We start from the raw sequence: 16,444 nt of genomic DNA, 5'->3' as shown, positions 1-16,444 counted from the left end.
CCTGCCGTCCATGGTGGCGAAGGCCAATGGCTCCGCCACGGCGGCACGACCGGATTACCGCGCCGGCTCAGTCCTTCCGCAGCCGCAACGCCAAGGCCGGGCACGCCGCCGCCGCGCCACGCGCCTCCGCCGCCAGTCCCGCCGGCACCGGGCCCGGCGCCACCACCGGATAGCCCCATTCGTCGAGCCGCACCAGTTCCGGCAGCAGATCCGCGCACAACCCGTGCGCACGGCACCTGATCGGGTCGACTGTCACCTTCATGCGACACCCGCCGGGACCCGGCACCGGCCGCCGGCCTGGTGCGCGCGGACGTCGGCGTCGAACACCCGCAGCGCGCTCGCCGCGAGGCGGGCCGCGCCGTCCGGATGGGCGCACGCGCCGCGGCCGGTGAGCAGCGGGAGGCGCCGGGCCAGCCGGGGCGCCGACGGGCCGCCGTGGACCAGCTCCGCGAAGTCCGCCGCGATCGAGGGCAACCCGAACGTGCACGGCCCGCACTGCCGGGCCGACTCGGCCGCCAGGAACGCCAGCACCTTCGCGGTGTACTCGAGCCCGCACGCCCGCACCGGCAACGCGTGGACCGCCGCGATCCCCGGCACACCGCCGCCGAGCTCCGCCGTCCACGTCCCGCCGTAACCGCCGGCGAGCACCGCCTGCACCGGCTCCGCTTCGCCACCCGCCGCGGCCAGCGCGCCCGCCATGGACGTCCCGGCGGCCACTTCGACGACGCCGGGCCGCCGGACCGCACCGGTGACCGTGACGAGTTCGGTCCGGGCCGCGCGATAGTGGTTCGGACCCAGCAGCACCACCGACGCCAGCTGCGCCAGTGTCTCCACATTGGACACGAGCGTCGGGCGCCCGCGCACGCCGCGTTCGGCCGGCCGGGGCCGTTTGCCGAGCGGCCGCGCGTCCCCCGACGTCAGGTAGCGGACGAGCGCGGTCTCTTCGCTGGCGACGTACCGGCGCGGGATCTCCGCGACCCGCACCGGCACCCGGTCTTCGCGCTCGGCGAGGGCGGCACGGATACCCGGCAGCGCCGGGCTGCCCGCGTGCACGCAAAGGACGGCCTCGGCGGCACCGATGGCGTGCGCGGCGAGCTGCAGGCCGTCGAGGACGAGGTGCGGCGAAAGCGTCAGCAGCGCCACGTCTTTTCGGCTCAGCGGATCGCCTTCACACCCGTTCGCGACGACGATCGAGCGCTTCGACCGGGCCGCGCGCAGCTTCACCGCCGTCGGGAAGCCCCCGCCGCCGCGGCCGCGCAGGTCCGCCGCCTCGACGGCCTCGATCAGCCGGTCGCGGCCGTCGTCGCCGTGGTAGGCGACCCACGGCACGACGCCGTTGCGGCGCCGGTGGCCGGCCAGGTCGAGCCGGTGCGGGGGCAGGATGGTCATCGGGTGCCTCCCAGGGCAGCGAACTTGCGGACGTGGGCCGCGCGGTAGCCGGCGGACCCGAGCACGGCCAGCACGCACAGCACGTCGAGCGCGACGATCCAGCCGTACGCGGAGTCGTTCTCGGCCATGCCGAAGCCGTGCACCAGCGCGACCGGCCAGCACAGGTAGGCCAGCCAGTGCACGGTGCGCCACACGCGCGCCGGCAGGCGGGTGCGCACGAGGCTGGTGACGACGATCGCGAGCACCAGGTCGATCGCGACGGCCCCGAGCCCGACCCACAGCGGCCGGTAGTCCGCGCCGAACGGGACGACGACGTCGAGCCAGCCGAGCGGGACGTACCCGTCGAGGACCGCCGACGCGATGTGCGCCGCGAGGAACGCGAGGCTGGTCAGCGCCAGGTTCCGGTGCAGGGTGGCGACGGTGAACCGCGGCCACTCCCGCGTGGCGAACCGGCCGGCGCCGAGCGCGCCGAGGACGACGACGCCGGTGAACAGCACCAGCGAAACGAGCCCGGTCGCGCGGCTGAAGTACCACACCGCGGAGCTCATGCCGCCGCCCGCTCGCCGGGCCAGCCGGGTGTCGTGACGACGTCGCCGTCGACGCCGGCCAGCCGCGCGGGCAGGTGCCGTCGCTCGAGCCAGGCGGGTGCGCCGGCGCCGAGGACGATCGCCGCGGTGCTCGCGATGTTGGCGTCCACAGTGGACTTGGCGGCGACGGTGACGGTGCGCCACCGCGCTTCGGGGACGTCGCCGGTGCGCGGATCGACGATGTGGTGCACGATCCGGCCGCCGTGGCGCCAGCGCCGCCGGGTGGTCCCGGAGGTGGCGAGCGCGCCGTCCCGGTGCAGGGCGACGGTGGCGTCCGGCCGGGTGACGGCATCGGCGTGATCGTCGCCGAGCGCGACCAGCCAGCCGCCGACCGGCGGCGGCCCGGCGGCGCGCAGATCACCGCCGAGGTTCACGAGGGTCCCGCAGCCGACGGCGGCGTGGATCCGCCGCGCGGCCCGATCGGCGGCGAGGGCCTTGGCGGTCGCGCCGAGGTCGAGGTGGACACCGCGGGGCAGGACGACGACCCGCCGGACGGGGTCGAAGAGGATCCGGTGCCAGCCGGGCACGCGACCGAAGGAAGCCGCGAATGACTCATCCGGGACCGCCGAGGTCCCGAACGAGTCCTTCGCGACGTTCGAAACCGAGGTGTGCCGGTCAGCGGCAACCAAAGCGAAATCACGGTCGTACCCCAGCGCCCGCACCGCCGCACCCACCGTCGGGTCGACCAGCCCCTCCGTCAAGCGGGCCGCGCGCAACGCCACCCCCAAGGCCTCCGCCAGCAACGGCCCCACCCGGACCTCCCGCCCGGCCGCCTCGTGCAGCCGGGAGATCTCCGAATCCGGGCGGAACCGGCTGCACGCCGCATCGATCGCCGCCAGCTCCTCCCGCAACACCTCGACCGCCGTCCCCAAGCGGGCCGGGTCGGTCACCAGGAGCTCCGCCGTCGTGCCCAGGGCCGGGAAGGCCGTGGTCACGAGGCACCCGAGCCGGTGTGCGCGTGGCCGGAGCCGCTGCTCAAGCCGCTGTCCGGCGCCTCGAGCTGATCCTGAGAATCCGTCGAAGTGGTCGTCGTGTTCTGCGTCGTGTCAGCCGAGGCCGCCGACAGGCCGAAGCCGATGGCGCCGACCGCGGCCGCGCCCAGTACCGCGGCGGCCGCCGTCGCCAGTGCGGCCTTGCGGCGTCCCTGCTCGCGGCGGGCGGGTCCGGCCGGGGTGATGGGTTCCATGGCACCGAGTGTCGGCGCCGTTCCTTTGAACGAGCTGGGAACGACCTGTCAAAGCCCTGACGCCCCAACCAAAGGAGGTTGACACCGGAAAGCCATTCACCCACTCTTTCCGTTGTCCGCCGGAGGTTTCCCGGTGTACACGAACCGGACCACAGCACCTCACGCACCGGCCCCCCGCCGTGGGCACCATGAGGCGCCCACCCCCTCAGTGCTGGAGGACCCATGATCCGCAAGCGGATCTTCGCCGCGTTCGCCGCGGCCACCCTGGTCACCGCCGGAGTCGCCACGGCGGCCGTCGTCACCCGGACGGACGAGCCCGCCGTCCGGCCGACCGCCGCGGCCGTGCCGGCGTTCGACCACATCGTCCTGGTGATGTTCGAGAACAAGAAGTACTCCTCGATCAACGGCAGTTCCAGCGCGCCCTACTTCAACACCCTCGCCTCGCAGAGCGCGAAGTTCACGAACTCCTTCGCGATCACCCACCCGAGCCAGCCGAACTACGTCGCCCTCTTCTCCGGCGCGACGCAGGGCGTCACCGACGACACCTGCCCGGCCAACCTCGGCGCGAAGGCCAACCTCGGCCAGCAGCTGATCGGCGCGGGCAAGACCTTCAAGGGCTACTCCGAAGCCATGCCCTCGGACGGCTACACCGGCTGCTCCAGCGGCACCTACCGGCGCAAGCACAACAGCTGGGTCGACTTCTCGAACGTCCCCGCCGCCGGCAACCTGCGCTACTCCGCCTTCCCGAGCGACTTCACCCAGCTGCCGACCGTTTCGTTCGTCACGCCCGATATGTGCAACGACATGCACGATTGCAGCGTCGGCACCGGCGACACCTGGCTGAAGAACCACCTCGACGCGTACGCCCAGTGGGCCAAGACCCACAACAGCCTGCTGATCACCACCTTCGACGAGGACAGCGGCACGTCGGTCAACCAGATCTTCACGACGTTCACCGGTGCGAACGTCAAGGTCGGCAGCTACAGCGAGTCGATCAACCACTACACGGTCCTGCGCACGATCGAGGCGGCCTACGGCCTGCCCGGCATCGGCAACGCCGCGAGCAAGTCGCCGATCCTCGACGTCTGGCAGTAACCGCGTGTACCTGTCCACCAGCAGGGTCATTCCAGAGCATGCTGGGACGGTGTCCAAGCGCAAGTTCTCGGCGGTCGGCGCCAACGTCTTCGCGCTGGGCGCCGTCAGCCTGGTCACGGACGTCTCCTCGGAGATGGTCACCGCGGTCCTGCCGGTGTACCTCGTCCTCGGGCTGCACCTGAGCCCCGCCGCGTACGGGCTGGTCGACGGCCTCTACACCGGCGCGACGGCGTTGCTGCGGATCGTCGGCGGGTACGTCGCCGACCGGGTCCGGCGGCGCAAGGTCGTCGCCGGCGCCGGGTACGCGCTGTCCGCGGTGGCGAAGCTCGGCCTGCTCGCCGCCGGCGCGTCGGCGGCCGCGATCGGCGCGGTGATCACGCTCGACCGCGCCGGCAAGGGCCTGCGGACGGCGCCCCGGGACGCGCTGATCACGCTGTCGGCCCCCGAGCCGCTGCTCGGGCGGGCCTTCGGCGTGCACCGCGCGATGGACAGCGTGGGCGCGTTCGCCGGGCCGCTGGTCGCGCTCGCCGTGCTGGCCGCCGTGGGGGCCACCGACCCCGAAGCGTTCGACGCCGTGTTCGTCGTCAGCTTCTGCGTCGCCGCGATCGGGGTGCTGCTGCTGGTGCTGTTCGTCCGCGACCGCCGGACGCCGAAAGCGGCCGCGAACGCGGTCTCGCCGCGCGCGGCGGCCGCGTTGCTGCGCGGCAGCGGCGTGCGGCGGCTGCTGGTGGCCGCGTGCGTGCTCGGGCTGGCCACGGTCGGCGACGGGTTCGTCTACCTGCTGCTGCAGCACAAGGAGGACATCGCCACCGGCTGGTTCCCGCTGCTCGCGGTGGGTACGAACCTCAGCTACCTGCTGCTCGCCGCGCCGCTGGGCGTGCTCGCCGACAAGGTCGGGCGGCTGCCGGTGGTGCTCGGCGGCTACGGCGCGCTGGCGCTGGTCTACCTGCTGCTGGCCGGGCCGGTGTCCGGCTGGCCGCTGTTCGCCCTCGCCCTGGCGTTGTACGGCGCCTTCTACGCGGCGACCGACGGCGTCCTGATGGCGCTCGCCGGCCCGCTGCTGCCGGAGTCGTTGCGCACCACGGGGATTTCGCTCGTCCAGACCGTGCAGGCGCTCGCCTACTTCACCTCGTCCGTCCTCTTCGGACTGGCGTGGCAGTTCTGGGGCGCGAACCTCGCGATCGCCGTCGCCGCGGGCGGGGCCGTGGTCGCGATCGCCGTCACCTTCGCGGTGCTCTCCCCGCGGAAGGTGCCGGCGTGAAGACCCGGATCCTCATCGCGGTCGTCGGCGTGCTCGTGCTCGCCGGGGCGGCGGTCGCGTACGTCGGGTTCGCGAGCGCGCGCGGCCACGACGTCACCCCGACCGGCGCCGTCAGCCTCGACCCGGGCCCGCGGCTGCTGTTCCGCAGCACCGGCGACGCCGACCGCGGGCACGTCGCGACCGTGTCCGCCACCGACCCCGGCGGCCCGCGGACGGTGTCGCCGCTGTCGTGCGCGCGGGTGTACGCCGCCGGCGGCACCGGCCTCTGCCTGCGCCAGGACGGCGACCTGACCACCTACCAGCTGGCGGTGCTCGACCGGGGGCTGGCCGTGCAGCGGGAGATCCCGCTGGTCGGGCTGCCGAACCGGGCGCGGGTGTCGGCGAGCGGCCGGATGCTCGCGTGGACGGTCTTCGTCACCGGCGACTCCTACAACGGCGGCATGTTCTCCACCCGCGCCGGCATCCTCGACGCGGCGACCGGCGACCTCGCGGGCACGCTGGAGGACTACGCGGTGACGCTCGACGGGAAGCCGTACCAGGCCGCGGACCTCAACTTCTGGGGCGTGACGTTCACCCGCGACGACCGGCACTTCTACGCGACGATGTCGACGGCCGGCCACCGTTACCTGGTCGCGGGCGACTTCACCGCGCACACGATCCGCACGCTGCGCGAGAACGTCGAGTGCCCGTCGCTGTCCCCGGACGGGACGCGGGTGGCGTTCAAGTCCGCTGTGGACGGCGATCCGGCCAAGGGCTGGCGGCTGTCGGTGCTGGACCTGGCGGCCTCGAAGGTGACGCCGCTGGCGGAGACCCGCAGCGTCGACGACCAGCCGGCGTGGCTCGACGCCCGCACGATCGGCTACGGCCTGCCCCGCGGCCCGGGCCACGCGGACGTCTGGTCGGTCCCGGCCGACGGCTCCGGCGCCGCCCGGCTGCTGATCCCGGACGCCGAGTCCCCGGCGGCCCTGGGTTCGTGAACGTCGCGGCGGCCTCCGGCAGGGTGCCGCCGATGCGCCTTTCAATCGTCCGGAAATGCGGTGAACCGGATCGAACCGCCGGCCGTAGTACTGGGTGAGAGGCGCGGTCTACCCGCCGCGAAACCCGTGTTGAGCTGCAGTTTTACCGTCCGGACGGTCGACCCCGTTCGGCCGCTTGCGGGAGCGTCGGCCGTCATTCATGATGGGCTCGGGGTCCGCGAAAATTCCTTGCTGTCGAATATCCAGGTGTCGGCCATGCTGCGGAAGTACCGTCCGTCCGGAAGTGAACGTCATGCTCCTACCTGTGCCCGGGGCCGCCTGATGGCCGTCGACCTGCCGGGTCTCGCGATCGTCGCCGGGCTGCTGCTGCCGGCCCTCGCCGCGGCGGCCTGGGCGATCACCCTGGAGCGGCGGCCGCGCCGGTCCCCGGCCGTCCCCGACCCGGAGCCGGACTTCACCGTCGCCGGGATCCAGTCGCGCCTCCGCCGCGAGGTGGCCGCGCGGCAGCTGGCCGACGCGGGCACGGTCGCCCTGCCGACGCTGCCGATCCCGGCGCAGACCCGCCGCGAACCGGCCCCGGCTCGGCTGCCGTCCCGGGTGGCGGGCTTCCTCCCGCCACCGGCCCCGGCGACCGTGGGGTTCGCGGCCCCGCGGTTCGCGTTCGCCCCGCCGGACTCGGACCTGATGCGTCGCATCCTCGACGGTTTGCGCAACCTGGACTGACCGGGCGCTCAGCCCAGGTCACACGCCGTCGCCAGCTCCGCCGGGGTCGCTGCGCCCGGGCGGGCGATCGTCGCCGAGGACGGCGGGTGCACGCCGCGCAGCCAGCCCCCGAGGGCGTCGAACGCCGTCCGGAAGCACGGGCCCAGCGGGCGCAGCCGGTCCGGGAAGGCGTCGGCCAGCCCGTCGACGTGGTTGCCGCCCTCGATCCGGTAGTACCGGTGCAGTGCGCCGCGCCCCGCGGCCGTGATCATGCGGTCGTAGACGTCGGAGTCGCGGGTGATCGGCAGCAGCGTGTCGAGCGTGCCGTGCAGTGTCAGCAGCGGCTTGCCGATCCGGCCGGTCAGCGAGATCCGCTCGACCGCGCGCGCCACGGACGGCGGCCGGGACGCATACGCGTAGTCCGCGTCGCAGGACGGCGTTCCCGAAGCGCAGAACGGGGTCCCCGCCTCCAGCGGGCCGTCGAACGACGGGTCGACCTCTTCGCGGTAGATCCGCTGCGTCAGGTCCCAGTAGACGCGGTAGTGGTAGTCCCACAGGAACTCCGAGCCCGGCGCGAACCCGGCGTCCAGAATGGACTGGTGCGCCGGCTCCGATCCCGCCGCGTACGCCGGGTACGCGCGCAGCGCCGGGGGCAGGAACGTCAGCAGGTTCGGCCCGTCGGCCCGCCACAGCGTCCCTTCCCAGTCGACGCCGCCGTCGTAGAGCCACGGCCGGTTCTCCAGCTGCCACCGCACGAGGTACCCGCCGTTGGACAGCCCGGCCGCGAGGGTCTTCGTGACCGGACGGCCGTAGTGCCGGGCCGCGGCGGCACGAGCGGCGAGCGTCAGCTGCGTGACGCGGGAGTTCCACTCGGCCAGCGCGTCCCCCGGCCGGACGCCGTCGGTGAAGAACGCCGCGCCGGTGTTGCCCTTGTCGGTCGCGGCGAACGCGTAGCCCTCCGCGAGCGCCTGGTCGCCGATCGCGCGGTCGTTCGCGTACTGGCGCCGCACGCCGGGTGAGCCGGAGACGACCAGGCCGCCGTTCCACCGGGCCGGCAGGCGCAGCACGAACTGCGCGTCGTGGTTCCAGCCGTGGTTGGCGTTCGCCGTGGACGTGTCCGGGAAGTAGCCGTCGACCTGCACGCCGGGCACCGCGCCGAAGGTGGGCAGCCCCGCCGAGGTCAGCCCCGCCCAGTCGGCCTCGACGGTGTGCCCGGACGCGACGGTTCCGGTCGTCGTCAGGTCGTCCAGGCACGCCGCCACGGACACCTCGGCACCGGGCACGTGCACCGAGCAGCGCCCGGCCGAAGCCGACACCGGTGCGGGCAACGCCACCGCGAGCGCTCCCGCCAGAACCCCAGCCAGCCAACCCCGCACGCTCCACCTCCGCCTCGTCGCGATACCCGAACCCAACCGCGTGCGGCGCCCGGGAGCCATCCCGCCGGTCACCATGAACGGGCGAGCCGATGTGGTGGACGGCCACATGGTCCGCGGCCGGGCGGCCGTCTTAACGTCACCGGGACCCTCTCAACGACGAGAAGGAGCTCACCATGCGCAAGCTCGCCTTCGCCGGCCTCGCCGCGATCACCGCCGCCGTGCTCACCACCGTCGGGGTGGCCGCCGCCGATCCGCCGCCGTCATCGCTCGTCCCGGTCGGCAGTTTCGGCGCCAATCCCGGCGCGCTGGCGATGTACACCTACACCCCCGCCGGGCTCGGGACCGGCCGGCCGGTGGTCGTCGCGCTGCACGGCTGCACGCAGAGCGCGGCGGACTACTACGCCCACTCGGGCTGGCCCGAGCTGGCCGACCGCTGGGGGTTCGAGGTCGTGTTCCCGCAGCAGTCGACGGCGAACAACTCGCTGAAGTGCTTCAACTGGTTCTCCACCGCCGACGACACCCGCGGCAACGGCGAAGCCGCGTCCGTCAAGTCCATGGTGGACAAGGCGATCGCCGACCACGGCTCGGACCCCGCCCGGGTGTTCGTCACCGGCCTGTCGGCCGGCGGCGGGATGACCGCCGACCTGCTCGCCGCGTACCCGGACGTCTTCGCCGCGGGCGGGATCAACGCCGGGCTGCCCGCCCAGTGCGCCACGAGCGTCACCGAAGCGACGAACTGCCAGCAGAACGACCAGCACCTGACGCCGGCACAGTGGGCGGCGAAGGTCAAGGCGCAGTACCCCGGCTACGGCGGCCCGTGGCCGCGGGTCGCGATCTGGCAGGGCACCGGCGACTACACCGTCTACCCGGTCAACGGCACCGAGCTGCGCGACCAGTGGACCGCGGTGCACGGCGTTTCCCAGACGCCGACGAGCACGCAGTCCTTGCCGGGCGGCACCACGTTGACGGACTACGCCGGCAAGGTGCGGCTGTACTCGATCGCGGGCATGGGCCACGGCACCGCGGTCGACCCCGGCACGGGCGCGACGCAGTGCGGCAGCACCGGCGCGTACTTCCTCGCCGGGATCTGTTCGAGCTACTACACGGGCGTGTTCTTCGGGCTGGACAAGGGAACGGGCACCACGACGACGGCCACACCGCCGCCGACGACCACCACCACGACCACCACGCCGCCGGGCACCTGCGTGAGCGCGAGCAACTACGCCCACACGCAGGCGGGCCGGGCGCACCAGAGCGCCGGGCAGACGTACGCGAACGGTTCGAACCAGGCCATGGGGCTGTGGAACACCTTCACCGTCCACGCGCTGCGGGAGACGTCCCCGGGTTACTGGGTCCTCGCCGACGGGGAGTGCTAAAGGAACATCCGCATCGGGTTGAGGTCTTCGTAGGCGGTCGGCTCGGCCAGGCGGCCGAGCCGCACCGGCACGTCGTAAAGCCGCCCGGGCGCGAAGCGCCCCCAAAACCCGCGCAGGCCTGGGACGATCACCTTGACCACCGGCAGGCCGATGTCGGGCCGCGTCTGGTCGAGCACGAACACCTCCAGCCCGGCGGCTTCGAGCCTGGCCTGCACCAGCCGCACGTCCGCCAGCAGGTCGGGCGAAGAAAGGTCACCGAAGCGGGCCGGCCCCGCTGCGTGGTCCGGCCGGAGGTACGGCTGGCCGGCCACGGTCGCGTCCCGCAGCCACCGCGCCGCGTCCGGGTCGTCGCCGCCGTCCCACCCGTCGAGGAGCGGGGGCATCATCTGGTTCAGCTCGGTCAGCGCGCGCCGCACGGCGACGGCCGGGTCGAGGTGGGCACCGAACCCCAGCATGATCGCCTCGCGCGCGCCGCCGGTCTGCCGGGAGACCGCGGCCAGCACCGGCACGCCCAGGTCGGCGGTCAGGTCGAGGACCCAGAGCTCACGGCCCAGGCCCGCGTACGCCTCGCGCAGCTCGGCGATCCAGGGGTCGCCGAACGCGTCCGGGTCGACCGCCGGCTGCCGGGTGCGGTTGTACCACCACAGCGCGACGGCATCGCGTTCCACGACCTCGAGCAGCCCCTGCAGCGTGGCGTCTTCCAGGGTGCCGCCCGCGGCGTTGCCGTTGGAGTCGGCGAGCACGGACGGCGGCCCGGGTGCGCCGAAGTACAGCAGGGCGGTCGGGAACAGCCGGTGTTCGCCGCGGGTGAGCGACCACACCGGGGTCCAGTCCAGCACGGCGTCGTCGTCGAACGGCTCGGCGACGTGCTGGAACGGCCCGTGATTCGCGTTGGTGCGCACCCGGTCGGCGAACTGGCGTTCGTCGAACAGCTGGCACGTGTCGGGGTGCACCGCCTTGTCGCCCAGCGAACGGAAACTGGCCCGCACCCGTTCTTCGTCACCGTCGTGGTGGCCGCTGTGCCGTTCGAGGGCCTCGCACAGCGCGCCGACTTCGGCCTGGAGCGGGGTGACACCCTTGCCGCCGTTCTGGCTGCGCAACGCCGTGACCAGCCGATCGGCACCACGCCGGCCCAGGGCGATGTTGGGCCCGGAGCGGTACGACGCGAACAGCGCCGGGCCGCGCGTGTCGCGGCGCAGCTCCTTGACGACCCCGGTCAGCGGGCTGACCAGGTGCCGGTAGGTGCCGAGCACCTGTTCCGGCGGCAGCACGCGGTGCCCGCCGCCGTCGGTGCGGGACTTCGGCCGGGGCTCGAGCACCACCGGCCGGCGGGTCCGTTCGCGCACCAGCTCCGGGTTTCCGCAGGACGCGCACTGCGGCCGGGCGCGCACCTCGTGCCGTTCGCCGGCCAGGTCGCGGCTGTCGAACGTCCACAGGTGCCGCTGGCCCGGGTACCGCTGCCCGGCCAGCCACTTGACGGCTTCGATGGCGACGAGGTTGAGTGCGACGGAAGTCAGCGGCGTGAGCGCCACTTCCGGACGCGGCAGCGGCCCGGGCAGGCCGAGCGCGGCGCGGACGTGGGCCTCGGCGGGCCGGTTGCCCCACAGCCGGGCGGCCAGGCAGTGCCAGCACGGGCCGTCGCCGGGGGTGAAGAACGGGCCGAGCCACAGGCGCGTCCCGAGGGGTTTGGCGAGCAGCCACGGACGTCCGGACGCGCGGTGTTCGGCGTCCACTTCGGACAGTGTTTCGTCGAGGTAGTCGTGGCACAGCACGATGGACAGATCGGCTTTGTCTTCGGCCACGGTGAGCCCGGCCGAGCGCAGTACGTCCGCCGACGCGGGATCCCCACCGATCAGTGCCACCCGGCCGCACGCCGGTTCTGCGCCCACGGCGTCCCAGTAGGCCAGTTCGGGTGTGGAAAGGGCCGGGCGCAGGCCGATCAGCCCGGCTTCGGCGAGCCGGGTGAGCACCCCGGACGCCTCTTCGGCGGGGACGTCGGCGGGCAGGTCGCGGCGCAGGGCCGCGAAATCCCTGGTGCCGTCGAGCAACGGGACCAGGGACTCCAGGTGCGGCCCGCGCAGCGCCGTCGTGCTCTCTTCGGACAGCACGTAGACCGCGTCGCCGGGCACCACGGCGGTGCTGAGGTGCCGCTTGAACCCGACGACGGGCGGCGGCGGTCCGGTCACCGGCAGGGGCTGACCGACGGGCGAACCGGGTCCGCCACCCAGGTGTAGCAAATCGGCACCGGGCCGGCCCCGGTACCCGACCGGCCGTCGAGCTGGTCGATCGCCAGCCCGGGCACCGCGGCCGGGCCGACCTCGAACGCTGCCGCGAGCGCGCTTTCGAATTCCTTCACGAGACCCCCTCGATGTCGGTTTCGTCAACTTCCACCGTGCCGGGGCCGCCGGGGGTTCCGCTAGGGCCGGGCGGGGTACTTGCCGAGCCCGCGGGGGCGCCCCCCGATTTCCACGCTACCGGACAGCACCGACGAAAACGGGAGTCACCGCGAGGAACCGAGCCGGTGCAACCGCAGCGCCAGCTGGATTTCCAGGGCCCGGTCCGGCACCTGCCAGTCCTCCCCGAGCAGTGACGCCACCCGCTCCAGCCGCTGCACCACCGTGTTCACGTGGACGTGCAGCACGTCCTTCGTGCGCGCCAGCTGCGAGCCGTTCGCGAAGTAGGCCCGCAGCGTCGCCACCAGTTCCGTGCCGCGGCGCTCGTCGTAGTCCAGGACCGGCCCCAGCGTGCGGCGGACGAACGCGTCCAGGTCCGCGCGATCGCCCAGGAGCTGGCCGAGGAAACCCAGCCCCGCCATCGCCGCGCCTTCGCCCGTCCGGCCGAGCGCCAGCAACGCCCGGACGCAGCGCGCCGCCTCCGCGTGGGCCTCCGCGATCGCCGACGGGCCGCCTGCCGGGCCCGCCGCGCCCACCGTGACCGGGCGGCCGGTCGCCGAGCCGAGGTCGGCCGCGACGCGGCGGGCCAGCTCGTCCGGGTCGCCGGTCGCGAGCAGCACGACCTCCTCCGCGTGCACCCCGACCAGCGTCGCGTGCCGGGCGGCCGCGCTCGCCACGCGCCGCCGCGAGCCGCCGTCCGCGTGGGCGACCAGCACCGCGTGCGGGGCCGACAGGTCGATACCCAGGCGGCGGCCGCGGGCCAGCAGGGCCCGGGGATTGCGGCCGGGTGCGGTGAGCAGGTCGGTCAGCAGCTCGCCGCGGACCTCGTCCTCGGCGCGCACCACCGAACGCCGCAGCATCAGCAGCAACGCCGTCACGACGCCGGCGCGTTCGAACAGCCGCCGGTCGGGGTCGCCGAGCCCGGGGCGCCCGGCCAGCACCAGGCAGCCCAGCAGTTCGGGTCCGGCCTGCACCGCGCACACCCAGTTGTCCTTTGTGGACACGGCGCGCCCGGTGGTGCGCGCCGTGGCCAGCACGTCTTGGTCGAACGGAGCCGGGTCGAGCGCCACCGCGGCCGCCGAACTGGCCAGGAGCGTGCCGTCGGCGTCGTACACCGTGAGCTCGCCGTGCAGCACGGCCGCGACCGCGTCGGCCACGTCCGGCAGGTCGCCGCCGCGCAGGACGAGGTCGGTGAGCCGGTCGTGGGCGTCCTCGGCGCGTTCCATCGTCGCGTTGGCCTCGTTGAGTTCCGCGACCGCGCGGCGGGTCTGGTCCAGCAGGTTCGCGCTGTCCAGGGCGATCGCCGCGTGGTCGGCGAGCGACGACAGCAGCGCCACCTCGTCGGCGGAGAACTCCCGGGCGGCGCGGTCGGACGCGAAGAGCACGCCCAGCACCTTCGGGCCGATGGCCAGCGGGACGCCGAGGATGGCGGTCAGGCCCTCGTCTTCGACGCCGGAGTCGATGGGCCGGGTGTGCTTGAACCGGTCGTCGTTGAAGTAGTCCGAGGTCGCGTACGGCCGCGCGGTCTGCGCGACCAGCCCGCCGAGGCCCTCCCCCATGCCGAGCACGATCTGCTGGAACTCGGCCGACACCGAGCCGTCGCTGACCCGGATGTAGGTCTTGCCCTCGGCTTCGTCGTTGAGGCTGAGGTAGGAGACGTCGACGCCGAGCAGGGCCCGCGCCCGCCGGACGATCGAGCGCAGCACGGTGTCCGGATCGGACAGCGCGGCGAGCTCGCTCGCGGTCTCGAACAACGCAGTGAGCCGGGCCTCGCGCCGCCGGTGCTCGGCCAGGGTCTCGCGGATCCGCAGGGCCAGCTCGCCCGCGCTGGCCAGCGCGGCCAGGTCGGCCGCGTCGAGGTCGCCCTCGGCGCGGGCGGCCACGACGACGTGCGCCAGCTGCTCGGTGCTCGCCCCGGAGGCGAGCAGGTCGAGCAGCCGGCGCAGCGCGTCCGAGGGTGCGGTCACGGCGGTCATGCTAGGGCGAAACGACTGCCTTCTCCGCTTCGACGTCGTCGTGCAGCGATTCGCCGCGGGTTTCCCGGGCGGAAAGCAGCGCGATCACCGTGATCAGGCACATCGCCGTGACGTACAGCGACACCGGCACGGTGCTGCCCCAGCTGGAGAACAGCGCGACGGCGACCAGCGGCGCGACGGCCCCGGCGGCGATCGACGAGAGCTGCCCGCCGACGGAAAGGCCGGTGTAGCGCACGCGGGTCGGGAACTGCTCGGCGAAGAACGCGGCCTGCGGGCCGTACATCGCGCCGTGCAGCACCAGCCCGACGGTCGTGGCCAGCACGATCACCGCTGACGACTTCGTGTCGAGCAGCGCGAAGAACGCGAAGCTCCACAAGGCCATCCCGATCGCGCCGAACAGGTAGACCGGGCGGCGGCCGACGCGGTCCGACAGCGCGCCCCACACCGGGATCGTCACGAAGTGCACGGCCGAGCCGATGAGCACCGCGGTCAGGCCGACACCCTTCGGCAGGTGCAGCCCGGTCGTGACGTACACCAGGATGAACGCGGTGATCACGTAGTACGAGACGTTCTCGGCCATCCGGGCGCCGATGGTGATCAGCACCTGGCGCCAGCTGTTGCGGAAGACCTCGACGACCGGCACGTGCTTCTCGGCGCGCAGCTCGGCCTGGCGCTGAGCCGCGAGGAAGACGGGCGACTCGGAGACGGCCAGCCGGATCCACAGCCCGATCAGCAGCAGCACACCCGAGAGCAGGAACGGGACGCGCCAGCCCCAGGACAGGAACGTCGCATCGGACTGGGTGGCCGAGAGGATCGCCAGCACCGCGGTGGCCAGGAGGTTCCCGCCGGGCGCGCCGCACTGCGGCCAGCTCGCCCAGAAGCCGCGGCGGCGGTCGTCACCGTGTTCGGAGACGATCAGGACGGCGCCGCCCCATTCGCCGCCGAGCGCGAAGCCCTGGACGAGCCGGAGCAGCGTGAGCAGGATCGGAGCCAGGACACCGGCGGTGGCGTACGTCGGCAGGACGCCCATCAGGCAGGTCGAGCCGCCCATCAGGACGAGGCTGACGATCAGGAGTTTCTTCCGGCCGAGCCGGTCGCCGAAGTGGCCGAAGACCAGCCCGCCGATCGGCCGGGCGAGGAACCCGACGGCGTAGGTGAGGAACGCCAGCAGCGTGCCGGTGAGCGGGTTCGCCGTCGGGAAGAACAGCTTGTTGAAGACGAGGGCGGCGGCCGAGGTGTAGAGGAAGAAGTCGTACCACTCGATGGTGGTGCCGATCAGGCTCGCGCCGACGATCTTGGCGATCGCCGACCGGTGGGGTTGGCTCACTGCGGGCTCCACTTCCTTGTGGTTGAGCGGTTGTTTACGCGGCGGTCCAGCCGCCATCGAGGGGAATCGAGGCCCCGGTGATGTGGCCGGCGTGCGGGGAGCACAGCCACACCACCAGGGAAGCGACGTCTTCGGGTTCGATGAGCTTCTTGATCGCGGCCCGCTTGAGGAGGACCTCGGCGACGACGTCCTCACGCGGGATGTCGTGCTCGGCGGCCTGGGCGTCGATCTGCCCGTCGACGAGCGGAGTGCGCACGTACCCGGGGTTCACGCAGTTGCTCGTGACGCCGTGTTCGGCGCCTTCGAGGGCGGCGACCTTGGAGAGGCCTTCGAGCCCGTGCTTGGCGGCGACGTAAGCGGCCTTGTAGGCGGAGGCGCGCAGCCCGTGGACGCTCGACATGTTGACGATCCGGCCCCACCCCCGCGCGTACATCGCGGGAAGAGAGCGCCGGATGAGGAGGAAGGGAGCGGTGACCATCAGGGCCTGGATCCGCGTGAAGATTTCCGGTGGGAAGTCCTCGAGCGGCGAGACGTGCTGGATCCCGGCGTTGTTGACCAGGACGTCGACCTCGGCGGGCAGGGCGTCGATCGAGGTGGGGTCGGTGAGGTCGGCGACGTGCGCCCAGCCGCCCACTTCGGAGGCGGCGGCTTCGGTGCGGGGTTCGTCGATGTCGACGACGTGCACCTTCGCCCCGGCCGCGGCGAGAGCGCGGACGCAGGCGAGGCCGATGCCGCTCGCCCCGCCGGTGACGAGGGCGGTGCGCCCATCCAGATCGCTGGTCATGGACGGGAACGGTAA

At 73.3% G+C, this 16,444-nt stretch carries 16 protein-coding genes; 5 read left to right on the top strand and 11 right to left on the bottom strand.

The annotated features are described in order from the left end of the window. Window positions 1-67 precede the first annotated feature (67 nt). From C2L58_RS26810 to C2L58_RS26790, 5 genes are read right to left on the bottom strand one after another with little or no spacing between them, the layout of a single operon-like run. Window positions 68-262 (bottom strand): ferredoxin, encoded by a 195-nt coding sequence (locus C2L58_RS26810; protein ID WP_103340460.1) that lies wholly within the window; start codon window positions 260-262, stop codon window positions 68-70. After that, complete coding sequence (locus tag C2L58_RS26805) at window positions 259-1,389, bottom strand: NADH-ubiquinone oxidoreductase-F iron-sulfur binding region domain-containing protein (RefSeq protein ID WP_103340459.1); 1,131 nt, start codon at window positions 1,387-1,389, stop codon at window positions 259-261. The genes C2L58_RS26810 and C2L58_RS26805 overlap by 4 nt, the downstream gene beginning before the upstream one ends. Then, a complete protein-coding gene (locus C2L58_RS26800; protein ID WP_103340458.1) occupies window positions 1,386-1,937 on the bottom strand; it encodes a ferric reductase-like transmembrane domain-containing protein in 552 nt (183 codons plus the stop codon). The genes C2L58_RS26805 and C2L58_RS26800 overlap by 4 nt, the downstream gene beginning before the upstream one ends. Further along, complete coding sequence (locus C2L58_RS26795; protein WP_103340457.1) at window positions 1,934-2,911, bottom strand: FAD:protein FMN transferase; 978 nt, start codon at window positions 2,909-2,911, stop codon at window positions 1,934-1,936. The genes C2L58_RS26800 and C2L58_RS26795 overlap by 4 nt, the downstream gene beginning before the upstream one ends. Beyond that, entirely contained in the window at window positions 2,908-3,162 is a 255-nt protein-coding gene (locus tag C2L58_RS26790; RefSeq protein WP_103340456.1) for a hypothetical protein, read from the bottom strand. The genes C2L58_RS26795 and C2L58_RS26790 overlap by 4 nt, the downstream gene beginning before the upstream one ends. A gap of 222 nt (window positions 3,163-3,384) precedes the next feature. Between C2L58_RS26790 and C2L58_RS26785 the strand changes: the two genes are divergently transcribed. From C2L58_RS26785 to C2L58_RS26770, 4 genes are all read left to right on the top strand, one after another. Next, entirely contained in the window at window positions 3,385-4,257 is an 873-nt protein-coding gene (locus tag C2L58_RS26785) for an alkaline phosphatase family protein (RefSeq protein WP_103340455.1), read from the top strand. A 4-nt stretch (window positions 4,258-4,261) separates the two neighbouring features. Continuing rightward, window positions 4,262-5,518 (top strand): MFS transporter, encoded by a 1,257-nt coding sequence (locus C2L58_RS26780; protein ID WP_369904245.1) that lies wholly within the window; start codon window positions 4,262-4,264, stop codon window positions 5,516-5,518. Next, complete coding sequence (locus tag C2L58_RS26775; protein WP_103340453.1) at window positions 5,515-6,495, top strand: TolB family protein; 981 nt, start codon at window positions 5,515-5,517, stop codon at window positions 6,493-6,495. Before C2L58_RS26780 ends, C2L58_RS26775 begins: the two co-directional genes overlap by 4 nt. Before the next feature lie 321 nt (window positions 6,496-6,816). Beyond that, window positions 6,817-7,218, top strand: a complete 402-nt coding sequence (locus C2L58_RS26770; RefSeq protein ID WP_103340452.1) for a hypothetical protein — start codon at window positions 6,817-6,819, stop codon at window positions 7,216-7,218. Window positions 7,219-7,226: 8 nt separating this feature from the next. Here C2L58_RS26770 and C2L58_RS26765 read toward each other — a convergent pair whose 3' ends face one another. Beyond that, window positions 7,227-8,531 carry a tannase/feruloyl esterase family alpha/beta hydrolase gene (locus C2L58_RS26765; protein ID WP_103340451.1) on the bottom strand — a complete coding sequence of 435 codons (1,305 nt, stop codon included), beginning with the start codon at window positions 8,529-8,531 and terminating at the stop codon, window positions 7,227-7,229. A gap of 215 nt (window positions 8,532-8,746) precedes the next feature. Here C2L58_RS26765 and C2L58_RS26760 point away from each other — a divergent pair, with 215 nt between their 5' ends. After that, window positions 8,747-9,949 (top strand): extracellular catalytic domain type 1 short-chain-length polyhydroxyalkanoate depolymerase, encoded by a 1,203-nt coding sequence (locus tag C2L58_RS26760; RefSeq protein ID WP_103340450.1) that lies wholly within the window; start codon window positions 8,747-8,749, stop codon window positions 9,947-9,949. Here C2L58_RS26760 and C2L58_RS26755 read toward each other — a convergent pair. The 5 genes from C2L58_RS26755 to C2L58_RS26740 all read right to left on the bottom strand — a co-directional run bounded on the left by C2L58_RS26755 (window position 9,946) and on the right by C2L58_RS26740 (window position 16,429). Then, window positions 9,946-12,135, bottom strand: coding sequence for a TOMM precursor leader peptide-binding protein (locus C2L58_RS26755; RefSeq protein WP_103340449.1), 2,190 nt, complete (start codon window positions 12,133-12,135; stop codon window positions 9,946-9,948). The genes C2L58_RS26760 and C2L58_RS26755 overlap by 4 nt on opposite strands. Next, window positions 12,132-12,305 (bottom strand): hypothetical protein, encoded by a 174-nt coding sequence (locus C2L58_RS49405; RefSeq protein ID WP_158264179.1) that lies wholly within the window; start codon window positions 12,303-12,305, stop codon window positions 12,132-12,134. The genes C2L58_RS26755 and C2L58_RS49405 overlap by 4 nt, the downstream gene beginning before the upstream one ends. A 144-nt stretch (window positions 12,306-12,449) precedes the next feature. Then, a complete protein-coding gene (locus C2L58_RS26750) occupies window positions 12,450-14,318 on the bottom strand; it encodes a helix-turn-helix domain-containing protein (RefSeq protein WP_103340448.1) in 1,869 nt (622 codons plus the stop codon). A 1-nt stretch (window position 14,319) separates the two neighbouring features. Further along, entirely contained in the window at window positions 14,320-15,645 is a 1,326-nt protein-coding gene (locus tag C2L58_RS26745; protein WP_103340447.1) for an MFS transporter, read from the bottom strand. 34 nt (window positions 15,646-15,679) lie between these two features. Further along, complete coding sequence (locus C2L58_RS26740; protein WP_103340446.1) at window positions 15,680-16,429, bottom strand: 3-hydroxybutyrate dehydrogenase; 750 nt, start codon at window positions 16,427-16,429, stop codon at window positions 15,680-15,682. Window positions 16,430-16,444 lie beyond the last annotated feature (15 nt).

Origin of the sequence: Amycolatopsis sp. CA-126428, from assembly GCF_002904335.1 — a bacterium.
Taxonomy (GTDB): Bacteria; Actinomycetota; Actinomycetes; order Mycobacteriales; family Pseudonocardiaceae; genus Amycolatopsis.
Note: the sequence above shows the minus strand (reverse complement) of the source record. Positions and strands in the feature narration are given on the sequence as shown.